We start from the raw sequence: 23,225 nt of genomic DNA, 5'->3' as shown, positions 1-23,225 counted from the left end.
CATTCTGTTTTAAAGCTTCTAGAAAATCAGTCCATTGGCGCATTGTCCCAACAGTTTCCACTGCTATTCATACTTTACTTACATTTACTTATTGAACATACGCGACTTACAGATCGAGTTTAGATTCACTCACATAATCACTATTCACTAAACAGGCTTTTTTCAAATGCTTGCGCAGCATGAGAAGAGGGTCTGTCTTTGTAGTGTAATTGGTATAATGGTCTTGATAACTCGACGTTATTTGGCTGTTTTAGCCGTGTTAATTTACCTAATTGTACTAAATCCTCAGTGACTACGTTAGGCAATAAAGCAACGCCCATTCCTTGTGCTACTGCTCTTGCTATTGCTTCATTACTTCCGAGTTGCATACAGTTTTTTGCTGTAATACCGTGTTGCTGTAGTAACTTAACCGACACCTCTAAAGTGCCAGAGCCAGGTTCGCGTAGTAGCCAAAATTGTTTGTTTAACCATGCTTTTAAGTTTTTAGCGGGTTTTAAATTACTCGGTATAACCACACTCATTAAATCATTTTGCCAGTGCTTACTTATAATATGCGGCTCGGTGGGTGTGCCCTCAACGAGTGCTAAATCGATGGTGCATTCAAGTAGTGCGTGCTCAATTTGCGCGGTATTAGCCACTTGTACTTCTACTTTTATATGTGGGAACTGGGCGCAAAATTTAGCTAAATAAGGTGGCAGCCAATAGCTGGCAATGGTGGTGCTGGTGCCTATAACAAGTGTGCCGCGCTTAAGCCCTGTGCGCGATTTAATATCGTCAATGGCGGCTTTTTCGATAGCAAAAATACTACGCGCATGTTCAAAAAGCGCTTGCCCGCCTTCACTTAAAGTGAGTTTTTTGCCTTTAGATGCACGTTCAATAAGTTGTATGTTTAGTTGATACTCAAGCTCTTTTAGCGCTTTAGATACCGCCGGCTGGCTTATAAAAAGTGCCTCGGCTGCGCCTGAAAAACTACCAAGCTTTGCTACCGTATAAAACACCCTAAGTGCATGTAAATTCATTGCGCCTCTCAAATTACATAACCTTAAGTTATCGAATCATGATTTTAATATATTGGAGTTATATTTTGGCCTTTATTAAAATGAAGTCAACTAATTAGAGTTGTTTGATTGAGGGAATATTATGCTTAGCGCTATTAAAAATGGGTTACAGCCTTTAGGTGTTAACACTAAACAGTATGGTGACTCTCGCTGGTGGATTGGCATGTTACTGGTTATAGTACTTGCGGGCGTTGCTGTTGCGCTTAGTAAATTACCAATAATGCAAACTGCGCAATTTAGCTCACTCACCATTGGTATTGTGGTTGGTATTATTGTGGGTAACAGTATTTTTTCGCGTATAGCGACTCATACCGATGTGGGTGTTGATTACGCTAAAAGTATTTTGCTCAAAGCGGGCGTTGTGTTGTTTGGTTTTAGAATAACCTTTACGCAAGTCGCGGGCGTTGGTTGGAGTGGCTTACTAACCGACATTGTTATACTTGTTGGTACATTTATATTAGCAATTCAACTTGGCAAACGTGTATTTAAGCTTGATGAGCAAACAACCATACTAATAGGCGCGGGTAGTTCTATTTGCGGTGCTGCAGCGGTAATGGCAACCGAGCCTGTTATAAAAGCACAGGCGCATAAAGTATCAGTAGCGGTAGCAACGGTGGTGGTGTTTGGTACGCTAAGCATGTTTGCCTACCCAATAATGTTTGAATATATGGGGCTGAGCGAGCACGCATACGGTATTTTTGTAGGCTCAACCATTCATGAAGTAGCACAAGTGGTTGCAGCGGGCACAGCTGTAAGCGCTAATGCGGCCGACACAGCTGTAATAGAAAAAATGCTAAGAGTGATGATGCTTGCGCCATTTTTAGTGGGTTTATCATTTTGGAAAAGTAAAAAAAGAGCAAAAGCAGGTAATGCAGCAAGCAGTGAGGGCGATAAATCAGGTATTACTATCCCTTGGTTTGCGGTGTTATTTATAGTGGCAAGTGGTGTGCATTCACTCTCTATTATTCCTCAAGTGACTACAAACGCAGTTGTTTGGTTTGATAATATATTACTCACCATTGCGATGGTGGCTTTGGGTTTACGCACACATGTTGGGGCAATTCGCCAAGCGGGTATTAAACCGCTGTTACTGGCGCTGTGTTTATTTTTGTTTTTAACGTTAGGCGGCTTTGCCATTAATATAGGTATTGCTGAGTTGTTTTAAACGTTGCTTTGCAAAAGTTGATTGGTTTAAATTGGCCAATCAACTTCGTTTAAGTTATCCAGCTGCGCGCTGGTATTTTTATTACCTTGCCACTTATTAGTGTAAATACCGTGCGGATCGAACTGCGCGGTTTGCTTTTGTATATTAAAGTGCCTACCGCCACGCGGATCTACGCCCACGCCCGCTATATATTGCCAGTTGCCCCAATTAGCTGCCACGTCGTAATCAATCAATTGCTGTTCAAAATAAGCCGCGCCATAACGCCAATCAAGGCCAAGTTCGTTAACTAAGCAGCTTGCTGCAACTTGCCTTGCTCGGTTTGATATATAACCAGTGGCATTAAGCTCATTCATAATGGCATTGACCAATGGGAAGGGTGTTGAGCCATTACACCACGCAGCAAAGCGGTTTGGCATAAACGTTGTTAGGGGTTTGGTTTGTTTTTGGCCTTTAAAGCTAAATAAGCTGTTGCCCGCATTGAGTGCATGCCATTTAAAATACTCTCGCCATAGCAATTCAAACTTAATCCAATAAGTAGATTCGTTTGCGATATGTTTATGTTCGTACTCTTCAACCGCTTTATAAACTTGCCGTGCACTTACACAGCCAAAGGCAAGCCAGGTACTAAATTTTGTGGTGTTATTAAAGCCATCAAGCTCGTTTCGAGTTATTTTATAGGTACTTGGCAGTAAGCCCGAAAAGTACTGCGCTAAATGAGCTTGCGCACTTTTAAATCCGCCGTGCATTATCGCGTTGTTGTCATCAGTATGTTCAGTAAGCTCAATTGGTTTGGCCGCACATAATGTTATAGGTTGAGGGAGTAAACCTTCAGGTAACATTGAGAGAGTTATAGGTATATTGGCTGCCTCTACCTTTTTACGAAACGGGGTAAAGCTTTTGGGTAGCTCGTTTAAATCAAAAGGTAGGTCGCTTTGTTTAAATAGGGTGTCTTGCAGCACGCCTGTAAATTTTGTATTTGGGCTATGCGCTTTAAGTAAACTTATTTGGCGTTGCTCGTACAAACCGATTTGCTTGCTAAATACAACTTCATCAATGTTTAGATCATTTATACGCGCTTTTAAAAGCGCTATTGGTTCACCTTCAAGCACGTGCAGTGTTTGCCCGTGTTCAGTAAGTGCTTGTTGTAGTTCATACAAGCTTTGCATTAAAAACTGTTGTTTATGCACACCATAGGGTTTTTGTTGGTAGTTATTACTTTTAAACCAATGCGGATTTATTACAAATACAATATCGAGTGCACATTGCTGCGACGCAAGGTCACTAAAAATAGGGTTGTCGTCTATTCGTAAATCGTTTTGTAGCCAATATAAAATGCGTTTGCTCATACTTATGCTCTGGTTTTTGTAATCATTAACTTTACGAAGTAAAAGCGGGTAGGGATTAGTTTTGAGATGGTTAATAGACTTTTAAAAAGAGGCGATTATTAAACCGCCTCTTAGCTTATTGAAGTATTGTTTTTAAATAGCCGATTTTTGCTCTGCTATCCAATCGTTTATTACATCCTCAAGTACTGACATAGGCAATGAACCTTGGCCGATTACGGTGTCGTGAAAGCTGCGAATATCAAACTTAGCACCTAGTTCTTGTTCAGCTTTTGCGCGTAGTTCGCGTATTTTTAGCTCCCCCATTTTGTACGAAAGCGCTTGGCCTGGCCATGATATATAACGATCTATTTGATCCTCCACCGCGCTTTGTGGCAATGCAGTGTGATCTGCCAAGTAGTCTATTGCCTTTTGGCGGCTCCAGCCAAATGCATGAATACCTGTATCAACAACAAGCCTCACTGCGCGCCACATTTCGTAACCTAAACGACCAAAGTCGCTATAAGGGTTTTGATAAAAGCCGGCTTCTTTGCCTAAGCGCTCGGTGTAAAGCGCCCAGCCTTCGCCAAATGCTGAGTGGCTAAGTGTGCGTCTAAACTGGGGCACGTCTAACTCCATTGCAATGGCGTTTTGTAAATGATGCCCTGGTATTGCTTCGTGTAGGCTAAGTGCTTCTAAATTATATAAAGGTTGTAGCTTAGGTGTTGAGGCTAAAAAATAAGTACCCGGTGAGCGATTATCAGCCGGTGGCATATAAAACGCGCCACGACTCGCTGAGCCTTTTATTGTAAAGGTGTTACGTGGTAAATGGCCAAAGTAGGTGGGTAACTTGCCATACATTTTTTGCGTTATAAAAGCTGTTTTTTCAAGTAAGTCTTGCGCGTCTGTTGCGTAAAATTGCTCATCGGTTGCTAAAAATTCTAAAAACTCAGCATAAGTGCCATCAAAGCTTACTTTATCAATAATGTTTTGCATCTGCGTTTTTATACGCGCCACTTCTTTTAAGCCAAGCTCGTGTATTTGCTTGGGTGTGGCATTGGTTGTGGTGTAATAATTTACCGCATATTTATAATACTCAAGCCCGCCTTTAACGCTTGAAATACCTGGCTCTGCTCTACAGTTAGGCATGTAATCGTTTTCAAAAAAGTCGTAAAAGTGCTGATAAGCTGGTACTACTTTTGAGCTAATTAAGGCTTTAGCTTTGTTTTGGTATGTGGCCTTTTGCTCTGCTGTAAATGTATTTGGTATACGGGTGAAGGGCTCGTATAAGGCGCTATTTTCAGGTTGCTTAACTATATGAGCGTTAATGCTCTGGCTGTAATTTTCAAATGTTTTGCAGTAGTGGGTGTAACCCTTTTCAATGCCTTCCTTCATCAAGTTAATGTTTTCTTGATTAAAGCGAGGATAGTCGGCAAGGCTTACTAAAAATGCGTTGTAATCATCAGGCGTTAAAAATGCCATATTAGCCGGCGCTTCGGCAAAGTAGGTATGCCAACCACTTAAAAAGTTAACCTGAAAATACTTATCTTGAAAAAGGTAACTTTGCTGCTCTGTTTCACGCTCGTATTTAAATAAGCGGTAGTTCATTAGTTGCTCGTTGTTGAGCGTTTTTGGGTCAATGCTGGCTAAGCTTTTTAGTACGCTGTTGTTATAAGCTTGGCGCTTTGCAATAGCTTGCTCGCTCCAACTTGGTAGTGTGCCACTGGGTTTCCAACCGTCTGGGTCGGTACGAAAGAATATTTTTTCGACTTTTGCGTTTTGCCAGTGGCTATCAATAATCGTTTTTAAGTCACTGTTACTATCGGCAATGCTTGGCAATGATGTAACCGCCAAGCAAATAGCTAAAATACTTTTTTTAAACATAATCATCCATTTATTGCGCGTTAATTTTTATTAGTTTTCGCGTATTTATCGTTTTTGTTTTTAATATAGTACCAAGTTAACTTTATTAATGCGCTTAATTTTATAACCTGTAACTATTGGTTTTTCTTTTTGATTGAACAAATTTCACTGTGCAAGTGAGTGGCGCACTAGTTTATTGCTTTATCAGCGTTTAGAATGATTAAAACTAATTATAATAAAGGTCGTCATGTTTAATAAAGTAATAGCGCTGATTGATGAAGCGAATAATCAAGATCCTAATAGCGAACAACACAATGGCGAAAATTTCCCAAAAGAAAGTTTATACGCCTTACGCATGAGCGAAATGCTAACTCGCTTTAAACCCGATGGCGATGAACTTATGCAAATTGCAGTGCGCGCACAGCATATTCAGCGTTGGAAGTCGCCACGTAGTGACTTTGAAATGAATAAGCAGGGTTATCATCAGTGGCGCAGTGCTCTTTATATATTTCATGCAAGTAGTGTTGTTACGCTTATGCAGCAAGCTGGTTACGGTGAGACTGAGCAAAACCGTGTTTACGATGCGGTTGCTAAAAAAGATATTAAACGTAACCCAGACAGCCAATTAGTAGAAGATGTAGCAAGCCTTGTATTTATTGAGCATTACATGCTTGGTTTTGCCAATGCAAAGCCAGATTACAATGTAGAAAAATGGATTGGTATTATTCGCCGTACATGGCAAAAAATGTCAGATGAGGCACACGAGTTTGTACTTACAGGTAATATTACGTTACCCGCGCCGCTAGTTGGGCTTATTCATAAAGCGCTTGAATAAATAATAAAAGTATAAAAATAAAAAAGGAATTTTAAATGTATTGCCCTAGAACTAATACGCCACTTGAGCCTTTACTTGTTGGCGGTTTTACTGTCTTTACGTCAGCTCAAGGCGGCGTATTTTTTGATAACAGCCAAATTTTTAAGTTTAGCTCGCCAGAGTTAAAGCACGGTGAGGTATTACTTAAATATTTGAGTGATCATATCGAGAGTGAATACGATGTATCGCTACGAATTAATTGTCCAAAGTGCATAAGCATTGTGATGATGCGCAGGTATTTTTCGCCAGTAAAGGCTGTCGAAATAGACGAATGCCCAGGCTGTGCAGGCATATGGCTTGATAGCGGCGAGCTGGCAAAAATACACGAAAACCATTTAACACCTAAAGAGCGAAAGCTATTAGCTCATGAAATGGCAACCAATCATGGCTTTATAACTATTAAATCACCTACTTCTAGGTTTACGCCAACTAATAAAAATGCACATGAAGCCACGGTGGAGAACTTAGTGCGCTTAGCTTTACTTGGTTTGTAACTCTTAATAACATATTAAAACAAAAACGGCGTACTAAAAAGTACGCCGTTTTTATTGTAATAAACTAACTCTTGAAAAGTTTATTTATTACGGTTTTCTTTAGCAAATGCACGTATTTTACGCTTTTGCGACAGTGTTACTTTATTAACACGACCAGCAAATGGGTTTTCACCTTCTCTAAATTCGATTTTGATAGGTGTGCCCATAATTTTAAGCGCTTTACGGTAGTAGTTCATCAGGTAGCGTTTATAACTATCTGGTAAATCTTTAACTTGGTTACCGTGAATAACAATACGTGGTGGGTTATAACCACCGGCATGCGCATATTTGAGCTTAACACGACGACCACGAACAAGTGGCGGCTGGTGATCGGCTTGAGCCATGTCCATAATACGACGTAACATTGCAGTACTTATACGTTTAGTCGCTGATTCATACGCTTCGTCAACAGACTCGAATAAATGACCAACACCTGTACCGTGTAGTGCAGATATAAAGTGTAGGCGTGCAAAGTCAATAAACCCTAAACGGCGATCGAGCTCTGATTTAATACGATCTTTAACGTAATCGTCTAAGCCATCCCATTTGTTCACTGCAATTACCAATGAACGACCTGAGTTAAGAGCAAAGCCTAATAAGCTTAAATCTTGATCAGAAATACCATCGCGAGCATCAACAATCAATAACACAACGTTACAATCTTCGATTGCTTGAAGCGTTTTAATGACAGAGAACTTTTCAACTACGTCGCTTACTTTTTTACGCTTACGAACACCTGCGGTGTCAATTAACACATACTCTTTTTCATTTCGAGTCATCGGAATGTAGATAGAGTCACGTGTTGTACCAGGCATGTCGTATACAATTACGCGATCTTCACCCAGTATACGGTTTGTAAGCGTTGACTTACCAACGTTAGGACGACCAATAATCGCAAGCTTGACAGGTTTGTCTGCAAATGCCTGGTGATCGGTATCGCTGTCTTCATCTTCTTCGTAAAGATTAATAAGCTCTTCGTCATCGCCTGTTACGTCTTCGTCTTGTGCAGCTAATTCAGCAATAAGCGGCTGAAGTGTTTGCTCAAGTAATAACGTAATACCACGGCCATGCGATGCAGCAATATGATGAATTTCACCTAATGATAATTGGTAAAATTCAGCACAGTTTGAATCTGCATCAATACCATCGGTTTTATTAGCAACAACAAAACACTTTTTATCTTGCTTGCGCAAGTGATTAGCAATTGCTTGGTCAGCTACGGTCATACCTACACGAGCATCTACTAAAAACAGAACAATGTCGGCTTCTTCAATGGCTAGCAGAGATTGATCTGCCATTTCGATTTCGATGCCTTCTTCTGAGCCATCAATACCGCCCGTGTCTACCACGATAAATTCATAGCCATCGTAACTAGCTTGGCCATATTTTCTATCTCGTGTTAAACCTGGAAAATCGGCTACGAGTGCATCACGAGTACGTGTTAAACGGTTAAATAATGTGGATTTGCCCACATTGGGTCGCCCAACTAGAGCGATCACGGGAAGCATAAACTACCTCTTTAAAAAACAACAAAAGGCTTCGCAGTGCGAAGCCTTAAAAAAACCATATGACTATTAGTAACTTAGTTTGGTATTTTTACCATACTAACTTCACCATCACGGGTGTATAAAATTAGCTTATCGTCGGCAACAACTGGCTCAACAAAAAAGCCCGAGCTGTCAAAGTCTTCACGAGATACTAGCTCGCCAGTTTCTTTATTTAGCCAATGTAGGTTACCTTCTTGGTCGCCTAAAGCTAAGTGGCTACCTGCAACTGCAGGCCCTGTTAGGTACCAACCACGTAGAGCGGGTTGGCTCCAACGTTCAATACCTGAATTTTTATCTAATGCGTAAATAACACCATCGCTATCTACTAAATAAATTGTTTGTGCATCCATCGCAATTTCGCGGTAGCTGCTGTACTCACGTTTCCATACAACATTGCCAGAGCGAATATCTACAGCAGCTAAGTTGCCGTTGTAAGCTATAGCGTAAGCGTATGGACCGCTAATAAGTGGTTGAGTGTCTACGTCAACTAGGCGTTCAAATTCTGATGCGCCTTTAGCAACCGCAATTTCTGCGCTCCATGCTGAGTAACCACTGTCTGAAATTAATACGCTTAGCTTGCCTGTTTCAAGGCCTACTAATACACCACCGTTAGCAACGGTTGGCGAGCTTTGTCCGCGTAATGTTAGTGGTGGAACTTCTTGTTCAAAGCTCCAACGCTCTTCGCCTGTATCTGGGTGAAGGGCTAACAATTTACCAGAGCCTAAATTTACAAATATTAAGCCATCGCCTGCTGTTGGTTTAGACAGTGATTCGCCTGGTACGTTTTTACGCCAAACTTCTTCACCGGTTTCGCGATCAAGAGCAATAATAAAGCCGTGTTCAGAACCTATATAAATTTTACCATAGGCTTGCAAAATACCACCTGATAATTTTGCATTTCCGTTGTTAGCCCAAGGCCAAAATGATAAGTCTTGGCGTACATCGGTTTCCCATTTTGTATCGCCATTATCAAGCGAAAGCGCTTCTACTTGGCCTTCGCGGCTAGCAACATACACAGTATCTTTGTAAACTGCGGGTGTTAAACGAGAAAAATAATGCTCTACGCCATCACCTACAGATTCTTGCCAAACAACGTCAGTTTCAAATTGGTTTACAATTTCAGGAAGTACTAGTTCATCTTCATCATCACTTGATGAACAACCCATCAATGTTGCCATACATAAGGCAAGAGCTGCTGTTGTAAATTTTTTCATGCCTAAAACCTTATGCCGCTGGGCTAGTTACTGCTAGGTCATCTAACTTAATTTGTAATAGTGGGTTACTTGTTAATCCACCCGCATCTATTGCTGCTTGGTATGCAGTACGTGCTTGATCTTTATTACCTTGCTCAGTGTAAATGTCGCCTTTAAGCTCGGCCACGTTTGCATTGAACGCTTCAGGTAATGGTGCATTTAATGTCGTTAATGCATCGTCATATTTAGTTTGCGCAATTTGAACACGTGCTAAACGTGTAATCGCAATTGCTTTTAATTCTGTATTTGGCGTATTAGACACAACCCAGCTTAGCTTTTCGCTTGCTACGTCTAGTTTTTTCGCTTCTACTGCGTCTTTTGCAGCTACAAATGCTGCAAGTGTTGCGTAGTTTGTATCTTTATTTTCGCTAATAAACGCATCAGCTGAAGATAATACATCATCGCTTTCAACAAGTGTTGTATATGAATCTGATGCTTTTTCAGCGGTAGTAATTTGGTTTTGGTTATATGCTTTCCAGCCATATAAGCCACCTAGGCCAACAAGTATACCTAGCGCAAGTGAAATGCCGTTTTCACGGAAAAAGCGTTTAATGGCTTCTGCTTGTTGTTCTTCTGTTGAATAAATGTCCATTCTTACCTCTAATGTTCGCTTAGCCGTTAATAAGCTCAGCTAATAGCGCTTTAGCTTGTTCTAATTCTAATGTGACTTGTTCTTTACGCTCGCGTAAATACTTGATGGTCACAACGCCTTTTTCTAATTCATCTTCGCCAATAATCACTGCAACAAGTGCATCGCTTTTATCAGCACGTTTTAATTGTTTTTTAAAGTTGCCGCCGCCCGCATGTACCATAACGCGCAAACCCGGTACGTCTTTGCGTAGTTGCGCTGCAATTGCAGGTGCTTGAATGCTTGCTTTGTCGCCCATTGCTGCTAAATATACATCAGCATTACGACGAATGTCACCTACACACTCAAGTGCTTGTAGTAATAATACTAAGCGCTCTAGACCCATTGCAAAACCAACTGCTGGCGTTGCTTTGCCGCCAAGTTGTTCAACTAAGCCATCGTAACGTCCGCCAGCACATACAGTGCCTTGTGCACCTAAACTGTCGGTTACCCATTCAAATACAGTGCGGTTGTAGTAGTCTAAACCACGTACTAACTTTTCATTAACCGTATATGAGACGCCAGCAGCGTCTAAACGTTCACATAAATTTGCAAAATGTTCTTTTGATTCAGCATCTAAATTTTCAGACAATTTAGGCGCATCAGTTAAAATTGCTTGTACGTCTGGATTTTTGCTATCAAGTACGCGTAATGGGTTTGAATACATACGACGTTTTGAGTCATCATCAAGCACATCAATGTGTTGCTCAAGGTAGGCTACTAACGCATCACGGTAATCTGCACGCGCTTCGTTAGACCCTAAAGAATTTAGCTCTAAACGAACGTGGTCAGTAATACCAAAGGCTTCCCATAGTTGCGCTGTTAATAAAATAACTTCTGCGTCTATATCTGCTGTAGCAATACCAAATGTTTCTAAACCAAATTGGTGAAACTGACGGTAACGACCTTTTTGCGGACGCTCGTGACGAAACATTGGACCCATGTACCAAAGGCGTTGTTCTTGGTTGTATAGTAAGCCATTTTGGTTGCCAGCACGTACGCATACTGCGGTGCCTTCTGGGCGAAGTGTTAATAAGTCGCCATTGCGATCGGCAAAGGTGTACATTTCTTTTTCTACTATATCGGTAACTTCACCAATAGAGCGTTTAAATAAGTCGGTTGATTCTACAATAGGAAAACGAATTTCTTGATAACCGAACGATGCTACTGTCTCGCGTAAAATGTTTTCTACTTTCTGCCAAACTTGTGTATCGCCCGGCAGACAATCGTTCATACCGCGAACTGCCTGAATTTGTTTTGCCACTGATAAATCCTAAATGCTGTTTTTTTGTGTAATGAAAAATGCTTACACAACAAGAATGCTAAAAATTGACCCGTCATTATATACCCAAATGACCCCATGATGCGAGTTTCAGTTGGAATTAAAAGCGATTTAGGCAAGGCATTGATTGAAAGTAATAGTGGTTCTATTGTTAAAATCAATAACGCAGTATAAATCGCTTTTAAACCAACCCGTTGGGCGGTTCACAGACACTTACTCTCATCGTTGTTACTTTTTAAAAGGGATTGCCATTCTTGCAAAGTAACGCCTTGATATTAAGAGCCTGTGAAACGCTGAATTCTGTATCTTGGGGTCGTTTGGGTATCCACTAGCTATAAAGGTAAACGGCAAACCACGGGGTTTGCCACCTTAAACGGTATTTATTCGACTATTTTTATGTCAATCGGTGTTTGGCTCTGCTTTTTTTCTATAAAGTCGCGTACATAACCTTCAAGCTGATCAACAATGTTGTTGTTATCAATGCGCGCTTTTTGGCGTTCGCCATTTATATACAAACCAGAGCGACGATTTGCACCGGCAAGCCCTATATCACTCACAAGCGCTTCACCTGGTCCATTTACAACGCAACCAATTACCGAAACTGACATAGGTTCGATAATATCCTCTAAGCGCTCTTCAAGTTGGTTCATGGTGCTTACTACATCAAACTCTTGGCGTGAGCAGCTAGGGCAGGCAATAAAGTTAATTCCACGCGAACGAATGCGCAATGAATTTAAGATATCAAAGCCGACTTTAATTTCTTGAACAGGATCGGCAGCAAGTGATACACGCAGGGTATCGCCAATACCTTCGGCTAATAACATACCTAAACCTACTGCAGATTTAACAGAGCCTGAGCGCATGCCGCCCGCTTCGGTAATACCTAAATGTAGTGGTTGGTCTATTTCTTTAGCGAGTAAGCGATATGCTCCTACAGCTAAAAATACGTCAGACGCTTTTACTGATATTTTAAATTGGTCAAAATCAAGGCGGCGCAATATATCTACATGGCGCATTGCTGATTCTAATAAGGCTTCTGGTGTTGGTTCGCCGTATTTTTCTTGTAAGTCGCGCTCTAGTGAACCGCCATTTACACCAATACGAATAGGAATGTTATGCTCGCGTGCTGAGTCTACTACGGCTCTAATACGCTCTTCACTACCTATATTCCCTGGGTTTATACGCAGGCAATCAACGCCGTATTTTGCCACTTTTAAGGCTATACGGTAATCAAAGTGAATATCGGCTACTAGCGGAATCGTTACTTGTTCTTTAATACTTTTAAACGCTTCGGCTGCATCCATTGTTGGTACTGATACACGGACTATGTCGGCACCTGCATCTTGTATTGCCTGTATTTGTGCAACAGTTGCATCAACATCCATGGTGTCGGTGTTGGTCATTGATTGCACTGCAATAGGGGCACCATCACCAATAGGGACGTTACCTACATTGATTCGGGTGGATTTTCTGCGTTTAATTGGAGATTCTGAAAACATAGCGACTACTCTGCTAGTGGTAATGTAAATTTGGCTAAACGGTTTTGAGGAAATGCAGAAACATCTACAGGTTCACCGTTTAAAGTAATGTCTACAGCGTCATGCTTACCAAGCACAACTGAAAAAGGAGGCGTACCGCTTACGGTCATAATGTAGCCTGCTTTTTTAACGCCGAATGCTATTTTCTCGCCTTCGCCGTCGTAAATTTCAACCCAACTTTCGCCATTAAAGTTCATGACAATTGTACTGCTAGCATCGTCTTGACTTGCGCTGTTAGAAGCAATAGGAGCCGTTTCTTTAACTATTTCTGGGCTTGTTGATGTTTCACTAGACGTGCTTTGTGATTCTAATAATGATTCATCGTCAATTTCGGCTTGTTGCTGTTGCTCTGAAATACTGGGTTGAGCGGCTTGGCGCTCGCTCATTTTTGAGTTGGCAACGTTTATGTTACTCGTTTGCTCTTCAATAGGTGTCGCGTTTTGCCAAAACCATAAAGCAGATGAGCCAATAACAATCGCTAAAATTAAATAGCTAAAAAACATTAAGCGGCTGTCGTTTGCTTCTTTTTCTGTACGGCGTGAAAAACTCTGCATATTAGCGGGTTTAGCCGGCTCCGGTGGGGCTGGCATCATTGCTAATATAGGTGCGCTATCTACTTTTAATTCACGGCAATAGTTTTTTATATAGCCTTTAACAAAAGTAATAGGGCCTAGTAATGTAAATTCATCATTTTCAAGGCGTTTAATTTGAAGTTCAGACAGCTTTAACGGTGCAGCAATAGTCGCTATGCTAACGTTCGCTTGTTCTCTGTGATTTTTTAATATCTGGCCTACAGTTGGCTGTTCGCTCTGTGTTTGCGTATTTTCTTCATTCATAATGTGTATGAGTCTGGATCCACTAGTAAAAGTTTGTGCCCTGGTTTTAGTGCTATATCAGGACTTAATTTATTCCATCGCATTAATTCATCAATTAATACATGCCGCTGGGTAGCTATATCGTAAAGGGAATCACCAGCTTTAATTTCGTAATAAATATTTGGATCGTTTAGGTATATTTTACTTCCATTCATTACCCGATCCGACTCTTTTAGACCATTCCATTGCAGGAGCTTTTGTAGTTTAACATTGTATCGCACCGAAATGCTAAATAGGTTTTCGCCAACAGCAATTACGTGAAATGGCACGCGTAAAGGCGATACTTTAGGGTTAAGCATTGGGAGCTCTGTTTTTTGTACTGCTTCGTAACTTTTAAATTCAATATCTGCATCATTTTGATAGCTGCTATTTTTAAATACAGTTGTATTTTTAGTCGCTTCGTAGAATACCACGTCACTACTATTTTTTTGAGCGGTAACTGCAGGAACTGAATTACTATAGTTACTAGTTTGCTGCGAATTAAACTGGCCTGTTTTAGGTGCGCCAAACGAAATTATTGTAACTTCGTCATCGGCTTTAGCTGGTTGTTTTGTTGCTATAACTTCTTTTTGAGGTTCGTAAACGGGCTTAGCTTTTTTAGGTGCAGCTACTACGGAATCTGCAGAGTCGTGCTTAGTAGTAAGTGCAAGCATAACAGCCGATGTATCGGTAGGGTTGCTTGGCGCGACGACTTTAGGAGCATCTTCTTTTTGAGTTGTTATTTGTTTTGCTATTACGGTTGCTTCATCGGCTTGCTTACTGACCGTGTTTTTTACCGTCTTAGCTTGCTTTTCTCTTACTATAACTGGATTTACATCTTGGTTATTTGCTATTGCGAGCTTTTTATCTGTTTTTTGCTCGTCGTTTGTTACCAAGCTTGTTGAACCGTCTTGTGGTGAACGTTTCTTTCTGATTACTTTTATTTTTGGTTTTGAACTAACGTGCGCGCCGCTTTCGTCATTTTTTAGTTCTTTTAACTGCGCTTTACGGTATTTTTCGCGGAGTATTTCAAACTCATTAAAACGTGTTCTTTTTTCTTTTAGTGCATAGGCTTCGTCGCTTGTAGAATAAGTTTGTAAAATAGTGCTGGAGATTTTTTCAGCCTCTTCTATTCTGCCCATTCTGTTTTTTACAAGGTAGCTAAGCATTAATGCACGAGAAGATACTCGACCTGTGCTTTCGTAGCGTTTTAAAAGTTCACTGGCTTTGTACAAGTCGCTTTTAGCGTAATACAAAGCAGCTAAGCTTATTAATGTAGATGTACGCTGAGAGCTATGATTAAGTGCTTGTTGAAAGTAGCTTTCTGCATTTTCAAAGTCATCAAATTCAATGGCACATAAGGCTAAGTTCTCATAGCTTTCGGCAACGCGAATATAAGTAGGTACTTCAATGGCTTTTAAAAACTGATCAGTAGCGCGATCGTATTCATCAATACCACATAAAAACACACCGTAGTTATTAAGGGTATTAGGATCGTCTGGTTTGATTTCAAGTGCTTTTTGGTAGGCTTTATCAGCTCGCGGGTTTTCGCCCACTTGTTGAAAGTAATAAGCAAGAGAGTAATGTACTTCAGGTAGGTCAGGAGCAAATGCCGCTGCGCGTTCTAAATTGTATTTGGCTTGAGAGTTATTACCCGTTTTTAAATACTGTAGGGCTAAAGCAATTCGTGTTCGTGCTGCGCCAGTATTATTAATTTTATTTTCGACGACGGGTTTATTGCTGCCGTTATAACTACTTTCGCTAACACAGCCACTTAGGGCAAGTGTTGATAGTGTTATAGCAAGTATAGATCGCATTACCTTATCTCTTTATTTTTAGTCCATGGCGCCTATCTTACCTAAAACCTTTATTCTTGCATCATTTATTTAAAAATAAACAACTTAACTGCCCTATATGACTTATTCACATAGGGCAGTTATAGATTATGCTTGGTGGATATTAACGCTAATTGCGTTATCGTCACGCATTTTCTTTTTAGCTAAACGTTTAGTACGGTCAACTACGTCACCAACTAACTGTCCGCAAGCGGCATCAATGTCGTCACCGCGAGTACGACGCACAATACAGGTAACACCCGCTGCTTGTAATACTTTTGAAAAACGGTCGATACGGCTATTGCTTGAGCGAGTGTACTCGTTACCCGGGAACGGGTTAAACGGAATAAGGTTGACCTTACAAGGTGTGCCTTTTAACGTTTGCACTAATGCATGCGCCTGATCGGTGCTGTCGTTAATACCATTAAGCATAACGTATTCAACTGTTACATCTTTATTGGCTTTTGAACCGTCGATATAACGACGACACGAGGCCAAAAACTCTTCAATAGGGTACTTTTTATTAACCGGTACTAAAATATCACGCAGGGCGTTATCTGGTGCGTGAAGTGATATAGCCAGTGCTACGTCAATTTTCTCTTTTAATAAATCAAGAGCAGGCACAACCCCTGAAGTACTTAATGTTACGCGGCGCTTAGATAAACCAAAGCCCCAATCGTCCATCATTAGTTCCATTGCTGGCACTACGTTTTTAAGATTAAGTAAAGGCTCGCCCATACCCATCATTACAACGTTAGTTACTGGGCGCTTTTCGCTATGACCATCAAGGCCAATATCTTTAGCTACACGCCAAACTTGGCCAATAATTTCAGATACTTTTAAGTTACGGTTAAAGCCTTGTTGCGCAGTAGAACAAAAAGTACATTCAAGCGCACAACCTACTTGTGATGATACACATAAAGTAGCGCGCTCTTTTTCAGGGATCCAAACAGCTTCTACTTCTTGGCCGCCTTCAAGAATAAGCGCGTACTTAATAGTACCGTCGCTTGCTTGTTGGCGAACTGTGATTTCTGGCGCAACAATTTCGCACTCAGCTTTAAGTTTTTCTTTAAGCTTTTTGTTTACATTGCTCATATCGTCGAAGTTGTCTACGCCAAAATGATAAATCCATTTCATCACCTGGTCACTACGAAACGGCTTTTCACCGAACGATGCAAATAGCTCGCGCATTGCTTCTCGGTTTAAATCTAATAAGTTAATCTTTTTTTGCTCGGTCATGAAACAACCTCAATCGGTGACGGTGGAGATAAAATTTACGAGGACGAATTGTACACAATTCACTCAGTTTAATCATTAATAAAACATCAACAAATACACTGACAAATACTTTACGTAATGACTAAAAAAGGGCCCGAAAGCCCTTTTCATTTTGTTAACGAGTTCGAATTAACGAGTACGTGAACAAAGCTCTTCGTCAGCGAAGAAGTACGCGATTTCGCGAGCAGCAGATTCAACAGCGTCAGAACCGTGAACAGCATTTTCGTCGATGCTATCAGCGTAGTCTGCACGTAAAGTGCCAGCTAGTGCTTCAGCAGGGTTAGTAGCACCCATGATTTCACGGTTTTTAAGAACAGCGTTTTCGCCTTCAAGAACTGTAACCATTACTGGACCAGATGTCATGAAAGATACTAAAGCACCGAAGAAAGGACGTTCGCTATGTTCTGCGTAGAAACCTTCAGCTTTCTCTTGTGAAAGGTGAACCATTTTAGCTGCAACGATTTTAAGGCCAGCAGACTCGAAACGGTTGTAGATAGCGCCAATGTGGTTTTTAGCTACTGCATCAGGTTTTACGATTGAAAAAGTACGTTCTAAAGCCATCTTTATGCTCCAATAATTTTAAGTAAAAGTGTGAATATTAACGGGCGCGAATTATACGCGTTTTAAGTGAAAAATCCTAATTTTATTAAAAACCAGTTTGATTGCAGTTTTGTGATCTCGATCAAAAGCAAATTGCTAATCGTACTTATACTGCCGCGCTTATAAATTAATTAATCATACAACTGGCTTAAACCCAGTTCGCTGTATGGAGCGCACATGTTACCAGCTATCTCTTCAACGCCTTTTATTCCTGAATTACTATGCCCTGCAGGCAGTTTAAAAAACATGCGCTACGCCTTTGCTTATGGCGCAGATGCGGTTTATGCAGGGCAACCTCGCTATAGTTTGCGTGTGCGTAATAATGAATTTGACCTAGACACTCTGCAAATAGGCATTAATGAAGCTCATCAGCAAAATAAGAAGTTTTATGTGGTATCAAATATTGCGCCGCATAACGCGAAAGTTAAATCGTACTTACGTGATATAGAGCCTGTTATTTCAATGAAACCTGATGCGCTAATTATGTCAGACCCTGGTTTAATTATGCTTGTTCGTGAAAAATGGCCTGCTATGCCTATTCACTTATCAGTACAGGCAAATGCGGTAAATTATGCGAGTGTGCAATTTTGGGCAAAGCAGGGGATTGAACGCGTTATTTTGTCAAGGGAGCTATCGCTCGAAGAAATAACCGAAATACGGACACTCTGCTCAAACACCGAACTTGAAGTGTTTGTACATGGTGCGCTTTGTATGGCGTATTCAGGGCGTTGTTTACTTTCGGGCTATATTAACAAACGCGATCCAAATCAAGGTACGTGTACTAACGCATGTCGCTGGGATTACGATGTAAAACCAGGGGTTGAAAACGAAACGGGCGAAATGGTGCATAAAATTGACCCCAAACAGGTGATTCCTACACTAGGCCAAGGCGCGCCAAGTAGCGAAGTATTTATGCTTGAGGAACAAGGCCGCCCTGGCGAGTATATGCCTGCGTTTGAGGATGAACACGGCACGTATATTATGAATTCAAAAGATTTACGCGCTGTGCAATACGTAGAGCAGTTAACAAAAATGGGTGTACATAGTTTAAAAATAGAAGGGCGTACTAAGTCATTTTATTATGTAGCACGTACTGCACAGGTATATCGCAAAGCAATAGACGACGCGGCTTCGGGTAAACCATTTGATACTGATTTATTTAAAACACTCGAAAACTTAGCGCATCGTGGTTACACCGAAGGCTTTTTAAAACGCCACGCCCATCAAGATTATCAAAACTATGAATACGGTCACTCTGTATCAACTAAGCAGCAATTTGTGGGTGAAGTACTCGAACGCTGCGAAAATGGCTTAGTTGAAATAGACGTTAAAAATAAATTTTGCACAGGGCATTCACTCGAACTCATGACACCGCAAGGTAACATTACTTTTAAGCTTGAATATATGGAAAACAAAAAGGGTGAAAGTATTAACGATGCTAAAGGCTCTGGTCACATTGTAAAAATCCCCTTAGATGATGCCATTAACTTAGAACACGCTATTTTAATGCGTAACCTTGAGACACACCAAGATACCCGTAATCCATTTAAACAAGCTGTTTAGCTACAGCTTAATATAGTTTTTTAAAAAAACTCGGGATTATAAAAACCCCGAGTTTGCGACTTTATTTAAAATAATATTAATTACTTTTCAAGCTGCTTTAGCTTATCTCTTCGCTCTTTACGTTTTTGTTTTAATGTTTTTCTTGCATGTTTTTTAGGTTTTTCTTTACTCATTACAAATAACTCCAATTAAATATATAAAATTAATAAATAAAAATTGAAATGATTTACTCTATATTTCCTCCTTAATATTTATGGCTATGATTTCCCAAAGATAGGACTCCCCAGCTTCTTTATATTCAATAATATGATTTATTTTATGCCCTAAAAGAGCGACCCCAAGAGGAGAGTGAAATGATACGTCACTAATAAAGTGCCTTCGTTGGCTTGGAGGCACTAAAGTTATACGGCGTTTAAAACCGGTGGTTATATTTTTAATAACCACCGTGCTATTAATTTGTACATGCGGATTGAATTTTGACCAAGGCCGCTGTGAATACTCGACTTCTTGTAGCAAATACGCAAGCTTCAGCGGCTGTAATAGTACCGCTGCATCTGTGAAGTCATTTTTAGACAGGAAAGGTTTTTTACGCTCGAACAGAAAAGAAAGCACGGACTAATCCCCACAAAAACTAAATCGAATTTAAATATATAAAGGTACAGTGTAACTGCCGAGTGTAAGGGTTACACTCGGCTTAAATTCCGAAGATGGTATTTGTTTTTAGCAGGTATGTGATTAAAGTAAACATATTATCCTCTTTGTTTAAATCAATCATATTGAGTTAAAAAATAAAGTCAATTGAGTTTTAGGTTAAAAAATATTTTGACGATAAAATAATAGTTTAATAGCTATTTTTTATGCTTTTATAAACTCGTTTTTTCTCACTGAAATGTTGTAATTCCTACGTGTTAATTTATCACTATGCAATTGAAGATAAACGACTAAATGATTAAGTGCTATTTATGGGATCTATAGTGTCATTTATGCCTGTTTATAATGTTTATAGATTAAATATACTGGTGCTGTTGTTTATTAAAGTGTGATTGTGTGACTCGTATTTTATTATGCAAAGCTAAGCTGCTTATTTTATAAAGTAAAATTAGGTGTTGGGTAACAGTTTTATAGTGGCCACATGCTCTATAGCTTAACCTTTATGTAATAGTCATTGCATTGAACAATGTTAAATAACCACTTCTTATTAGGGTTCATCAAAGTAAATTATAAAGGGTCTCATTTATATGTGGATAATTTTTGCATTACTCGCCACTATTTTTTTTGGTGCACGAGGGATAATGTATCAATGGACGTCGCAGAAAAAAATTAACCGTAATCTATTATTGTTCGGTGTATTTTTTGTGGGGTTTATAATTAGTGCGCTAGGTACTGTGGTGTTTGAGCACACATGGTACGGCTGGGCAGATATTACGGTTGGACTTGCTTTAGGTTTTGGATCTTTTGCGGCCAATGGGTTTTTGCACAAAGGGTTTTCGGTTGGGAAAGCATCTTTAATTAGTATTCTATCGGGGTTAACGCCTTTATTTGTGCTTTTATTTGCCTTTTTACTATGGCATGAAACCTTAACAACGATTCAATTAATTGGCTTTTTTATTATTTTTGGCGGCCTTTATATTATTCGCTACTCCAGCGATATCTCATTGAGTAACTTACAAGGCGCGCAATGGGGGTTACTGGCTGCACTATCCTTTGCATTTAATGATTTAATGGGCAAGCAATCAACGCTCCTTGAAGCTGATACGTTTGCAACTTTAACGTCTATGTTTGGGTTTGGTAGCTTCCTTTTTGCTGTTAGTTGGTTAGTAAAACGCAAAAAGATGTTAGTAGAGCAAGGCACTTCTCAAGCATATTGGTCTGCGAGTAAAACATTTTCATGCGGGTTACTTATTGGGTTAACTAATGTAGCTGGCATGGTTGCAATAATATCAGCCTTTGCTATTGGTAATACTGGATTAGTTTCAGCGATTTCAGGTATGAATATTTTAATTATTTTGTTGTACTCACGCATCATTCTAAAAGAGTCTTTTACACGGCAAGAAGTTATAGGATTAACAACGGCATTTTTAGGTGTAATCGTACTAAGGCTTAGTTTTTAAAAGATGAATTAGCTTAATTACTTTGCTGTGAAAAGCCTACACTGCTACATTTTAGTAAAGTGTTGCAGTGCATGCTCTATAAGTAATCGCACTCGATAAGGGATTTGTTTTCTGTCGCGATAAAGCATAGAAAATGGCTGCCCTTTACTTTGCCAGTCAGGAAGAATGTGTTTAAGCTTTCCTGCTTTAATAAGTGGTAATGCTATATAATCAGGAATGTAGCTAATACCTACGCCAGACTCAACGGCTTGTTTCATCATTTGAATTTCATCAACTTCCAATCGAACATGTGTGTTTGGGTTGAAGCTATATTCCTCGTTCGTGTGCTGATTTTTTAATTGCCACGGTACCAACCCAACGCACGTAATTTTTGGTTGCTCTTCTAATTGTTTAGGATGAGTGATAGATTGACAATCATGGTTTGGGTGAGCACACAACACATTATGAGTAAGCTTAAGCTCCCTAATAATCCAATTATCAATGGCAGGGTTTCTTACTCTAAATGCTATATCAATCCCTTCTTTTTCAATATCAATAAGGTTATTTGAAAAGCGTAAATCTAATTGAATTTCGGGATACTGTAGTAAAAAATCACAAAAAATAGCACTTAAAAAATGTTTACCCATGTAAATGGGTGCAGAGATCCTAATTTTCCCTTTAGGTTGGTCTTTCTCATCACAAAGTGCTTGCTCTATACACTCTACTTCCTCAAATAACTTGCGATAGCGGTCGTAATATAACTCACCAGTATGGGTAAGTGTCACCCGATGGGCATCTCGATTTAGTAGCGTTAATTGAAGAGCTTGCTCTAATAGGCGTATTCTACGGCTCAAAGTTGATAGTGACATATCAAGGTCTGCTGATGCTTTTTTAAAGCTACCAAGTTTTACTATGGTGCAAAAGTAACGTAAATCATCGAGAGAATAATTAGTTGCCATCAAAACTACTTTATTGTTTAGGAGGTAGACAATATTAACAGCGACGCTTTAAAATTTCATTAGAGATTAAGAGGGGAAAGGCTGAGGTTATGTAATTAAATTATATCTGTTATGAGTAATATAAAGAAGAATATTGCCTAGGATATTATTGATTAAGTTCAGCATTGCAAAGGCTAGCTGTGCATCGCTTTCGCCTAATAATAGATAATTAGTAACTGAAACCTTAAAAAAGCATAAAACATTACTGTATCTAAAATCGCTTTTTTATAGTGATAGTGGGTGCGGTAGTATCCATTAAGTTACGAGATAAGGGCTGTAACACCAATTGAATATAGTTTATGGCGATTATGTAATTGTTTAAATAGAAGGCGCAGTTAAAAGTATCAATTAACAGTGTCTCATTTTATCAACTCTCGTTTTTAATCCTAAATAAAATCGAAGAAAAGCCAACAGTGAGTAACATAACGGGTACGAGTATTATAAAAGACCATACGTAATTTCACTTCAAAAAGTCTCACCTAACTTCCATATCAATACTTTAAACGTATTGTGCAATATTTTAATGAGCATCAAATTTCAGCTTATTCGTAAATACCAACGAGCTAGTAAATCAGCGTGGGAAGATAACCCAAGGATATTGTTGTTTGTTGATAGGCATTTTTTGCAGTTTTTTGAAGGCAATTCTGATTTTCATGGCGATATTAAGAAGGTGTTGAAGTGGTTAGTTTTTTTACTTATTTACACTGGCCAAATTAATTATGCCGATATAAGGCTTAATACTTTGGTAACAATTGTGAAGAATCGAAAGTTACAATTTATGTAAAGGGATGGTTACAGTGGCATCGTTATCTCTTATTGATGGTTTTTTCATTTATTTAATATTGCTTACCTGTCTATGACCTAATAAATTAGGTACATCCAAGTGTTTTTATAAATAATATAAGTATTATAAATGATTTGTCTTACATAATTAATTTGCTTAA

Annotated in this window: 20 protein-coding genes; 6 read left to right on the top strand and 14 right to left on the bottom strand. The window is 39.6% G+C overall.

The features are described from left to right. Positions 1–140: 140 nt before the first annotated feature. On the bottom strand, positions 141–1,019 hold the full coding sequence (locus I6F49_RS10895) for a LysR family transcriptional regulator (protein ID WP_197180412.1): 879 nt from the start codon (positions 1,017–1,019) through the stop codon (positions 141–143). Positions 1,020–1,140: 121 nt separating this feature from the next. Here I6F49_RS10895 and I6F49_RS10890 point away from each other — a divergent pair, with 121 nt between their 5' ends. After that, on the top strand, positions 1,141–2,223 hold the full coding sequence (locus I6F49_RS10890) for a YeiH family protein (protein WP_197180410.1): 1,083 nt from the start codon (positions 1,141–1,143) through the stop codon (positions 2,221–2,223). Positions 2,224–2,249: 26 nt separating this feature from the next. Here the strand turns inward: I6F49_RS10890 and I6F49_RS10885 are convergent, their stop codons facing one another. Together I6F49_RS10885 and I6F49_RS10880 are read right to left on the bottom strand one after the other, a co-directional pair. Continuing rightward, positions 2,250–3,569, bottom strand: a complete 1,320-nt coding sequence (locus I6F49_RS10885) for a DASH family cryptochrome (protein WP_197180408.1) — start codon at positions 3,567–3,569, stop codon at positions 2,250–2,252. A 132-nt stretch (positions 3,570–3,701) separates the two neighbouring features. Then, positions 3,702–5,429 carry a DUF885 domain-containing protein gene (locus tag I6F49_RS10880; RefSeq protein ID WP_197180406.1) on the bottom strand — a complete coding sequence of 576 codons (1,728 nt, stop codon included), beginning with the start codon at positions 5,427–5,429 and terminating at the stop codon, positions 3,702–3,704. Positions 5,430–5,655: 226 nt separating this feature from the next. Here I6F49_RS10880 and I6F49_RS10875 point away from each other — a divergent pair, with 226 nt between their 5' ends. Next, positions 5,656–6,243 carry a DUF4202 domain-containing protein gene (locus tag I6F49_RS10875; protein WP_197180404.1) on the top strand — a complete coding sequence of 196 codons (588 nt, stop codon included), beginning with the start codon at positions 5,656–5,658 and terminating at the stop codon, positions 6,241–6,243. Positions 6,244–6,278: 35 nt separating this feature from the next. Further along, positions 6,279–6,776, top strand: a complete 498-nt coding sequence (locus I6F49_RS10870) for a TFIIB-type zinc ribbon-containing protein (RefSeq protein WP_197180402.1) — start codon at positions 6,279–6,281, stop codon at positions 6,774–6,776. A gap of 80 nt (positions 6,777–6,856) precedes the next feature. On the opposite strand, the gene der is transcribed toward I6F49_RS10870, so the two are convergent. The 9 genes from der to ndk all read right to left on the bottom strand — a co-directional run bounded on the left by der (position 6,857) and on the right by ndk (position 17,591). Then, complete coding sequence (gene der, locus I6F49_RS10865; protein WP_024592997.1) at positions 6,857–8,323, bottom strand: ribosome biogenesis GTPase Der; 1,467 nt, start codon at positions 8,321–8,323, stop codon at positions 6,857–6,859. A 74-nt stretch (positions 8,324–8,397) separates the two neighbouring features. Beyond that, the gene (gene bamB, locus I6F49_RS10860; RefSeq protein ID WP_165728755.1) at positions 8,398–9,576 is read right to left on the bottom strand and encodes an outer membrane protein assembly factor BamB; all 1,179 of its coding nucleotides are present in this window, start codon (positions 9,574–9,576) and stop codon (positions 8,398–8,400) included. A 10-nt stretch (positions 9,577–9,586) separates the two neighbouring features. Then, positions 9,587–10,207: a YfgM family protein gene (locus I6F49_RS10855; protein ID WP_165740736.1), complete on the bottom strand. Its 621-nt coding sequence runs from the start codon at positions 10,205–10,207 to the stop codon at positions 9,587–9,589. Positions 10,208–10,226: 19 nt separating this feature from the next. Beyond that, positions 10,227–11,507 (bottom strand): histidine--tRNA ligase, encoded by a 1,281-nt coding sequence (gene hisS / locus I6F49_RS10850; protein WP_197180400.1) that lies wholly within the window; start codon positions 11,505–11,507, stop codon positions 10,227–10,229. A 398-nt stretch (positions 11,508–11,905) separates the two neighbouring features. Further along, positions 11,906–13,024, bottom strand: a complete 1,119-nt coding sequence (gene ispG / locus I6F49_RS10845; protein ID WP_007583427.1) for a flavodoxin-dependent (E)-4-hydroxy-3-methylbut-2-enyl-diphosphate synthase — start codon at positions 13,022–13,024, stop codon at positions 11,906–11,908. Between the two features lie 5 nt (positions 13,025–13,029). After that, positions 13,030–13,899: a RodZ domain-containing protein gene (locus I6F49_RS10840; protein ID WP_007583424.1), complete on the bottom strand. Its 870-nt coding sequence runs from the start codon at positions 13,897–13,899 to the stop codon at positions 13,030–13,032. After that, a complete protein-coding gene (gene pilW / locus I6F49_RS10835; RefSeq protein WP_197180398.1) occupies positions 13,896–15,734 on the bottom strand; it encodes a type IV pilus biogenesis/stability protein PilW in 1,839 nt (612 codons plus the stop codon). Before pilW ends, I6F49_RS10840 begins: the two co-directional genes overlap by 4 nt. Before the next feature lie 126 nt (positions 15,735–15,860). Continuing rightward, positions 15,861–16,991, bottom strand: a complete 1,131-nt coding sequence (locus I6F49_RS10830; protein ID WP_007583420.1) for a bifunctional tRNA (adenosine(37)-C2)-methyltransferase TrmG/ribosomal RNA large subunit methyltransferase RlmN — start codon at positions 16,989–16,991, stop codon at positions 15,861–15,863. Between the two features lie 168 nt (positions 16,992–17,159). Further along, positions 17,160–17,591, bottom strand: a complete 432-nt coding sequence (ndk, locus tag I6F49_RS10825) for a nucleoside-diphosphate kinase (protein WP_007377442.1) — start codon at positions 17,589–17,591, stop codon at positions 17,160–17,162. 216 nt (positions 17,592–17,807) lie between these two features. Between ndk and trhP the strand changes: the two genes are divergently transcribed. Next, entirely contained in the window at positions 17,808–19,193 is a 1,386-nt protein-coding gene (gene trhP, locus I6F49_RS10820) for a prephenate-dependent tRNA uridine(34) hydroxylase TrhP (RefSeq protein WP_197180396.1), read from the top strand. A gap of 231 nt (positions 19,194–19,424) precedes the next feature. On the opposite strand, the gene I6F49_RS10815 is transcribed toward trhP, so the two are convergent. Further along, a complete protein-coding gene (locus tag I6F49_RS10815) occupies positions 19,425–19,805 on the bottom strand; it encodes a GreA/GreB family elongation factor (RefSeq protein ID WP_166379200.1) in 381 nt (126 codons plus the stop codon). Between the two features lie 626 nt (positions 19,806–20,431). Between I6F49_RS10815 and I6F49_RS10810 the strand changes: the two genes are divergently transcribed. After that, positions 20,432–21,304, top strand: a complete 873-nt coding sequence (locus I6F49_RS10810; protein WP_197180394.1) for a DMT family transporter — start codon at positions 20,432–20,434, stop codon at positions 21,302–21,304. Between the two features lie 44 nt (positions 21,305–21,348). Here I6F49_RS10810 and I6F49_RS10805 read toward each other — a convergent pair whose 3' ends face one another. Then, positions 21,349–22,242, bottom strand: a complete 894-nt coding sequence (locus tag I6F49_RS10805) for a LysR family transcriptional regulator (protein ID WP_197180392.1) — start codon at positions 22,240–22,242, stop codon at positions 21,349–21,351. Positions 22,243–22,804: 562 nt separating this feature from the next. On the opposite strand from I6F49_RS10805, the gene I6F49_RS10800 reads away from it, so the two are divergent. Then, entirely contained in the window at positions 22,805–23,065 is a 261-nt protein-coding gene (locus I6F49_RS10800) for a hypothetical protein (RefSeq protein ID WP_197180390.1), read from the top strand. The last annotated feature ends 160 nt before the right edge of the window (positions 23,066–23,225 follow it).

This window comes from Pseudoalteromonas sp. SWN166, assembly GCF_015864485.1.
Lineage (GTDB): Bacteria > Pseudomonadota > Gammaproteobacteria > Enterobacterales > Alteromonadaceae > Pseudoalteromonas.
The sequence above is the reverse complement of the archived record's forward strand: the minus strand, read 5'-3'. Positions and strand labels throughout refer to the sequence as shown.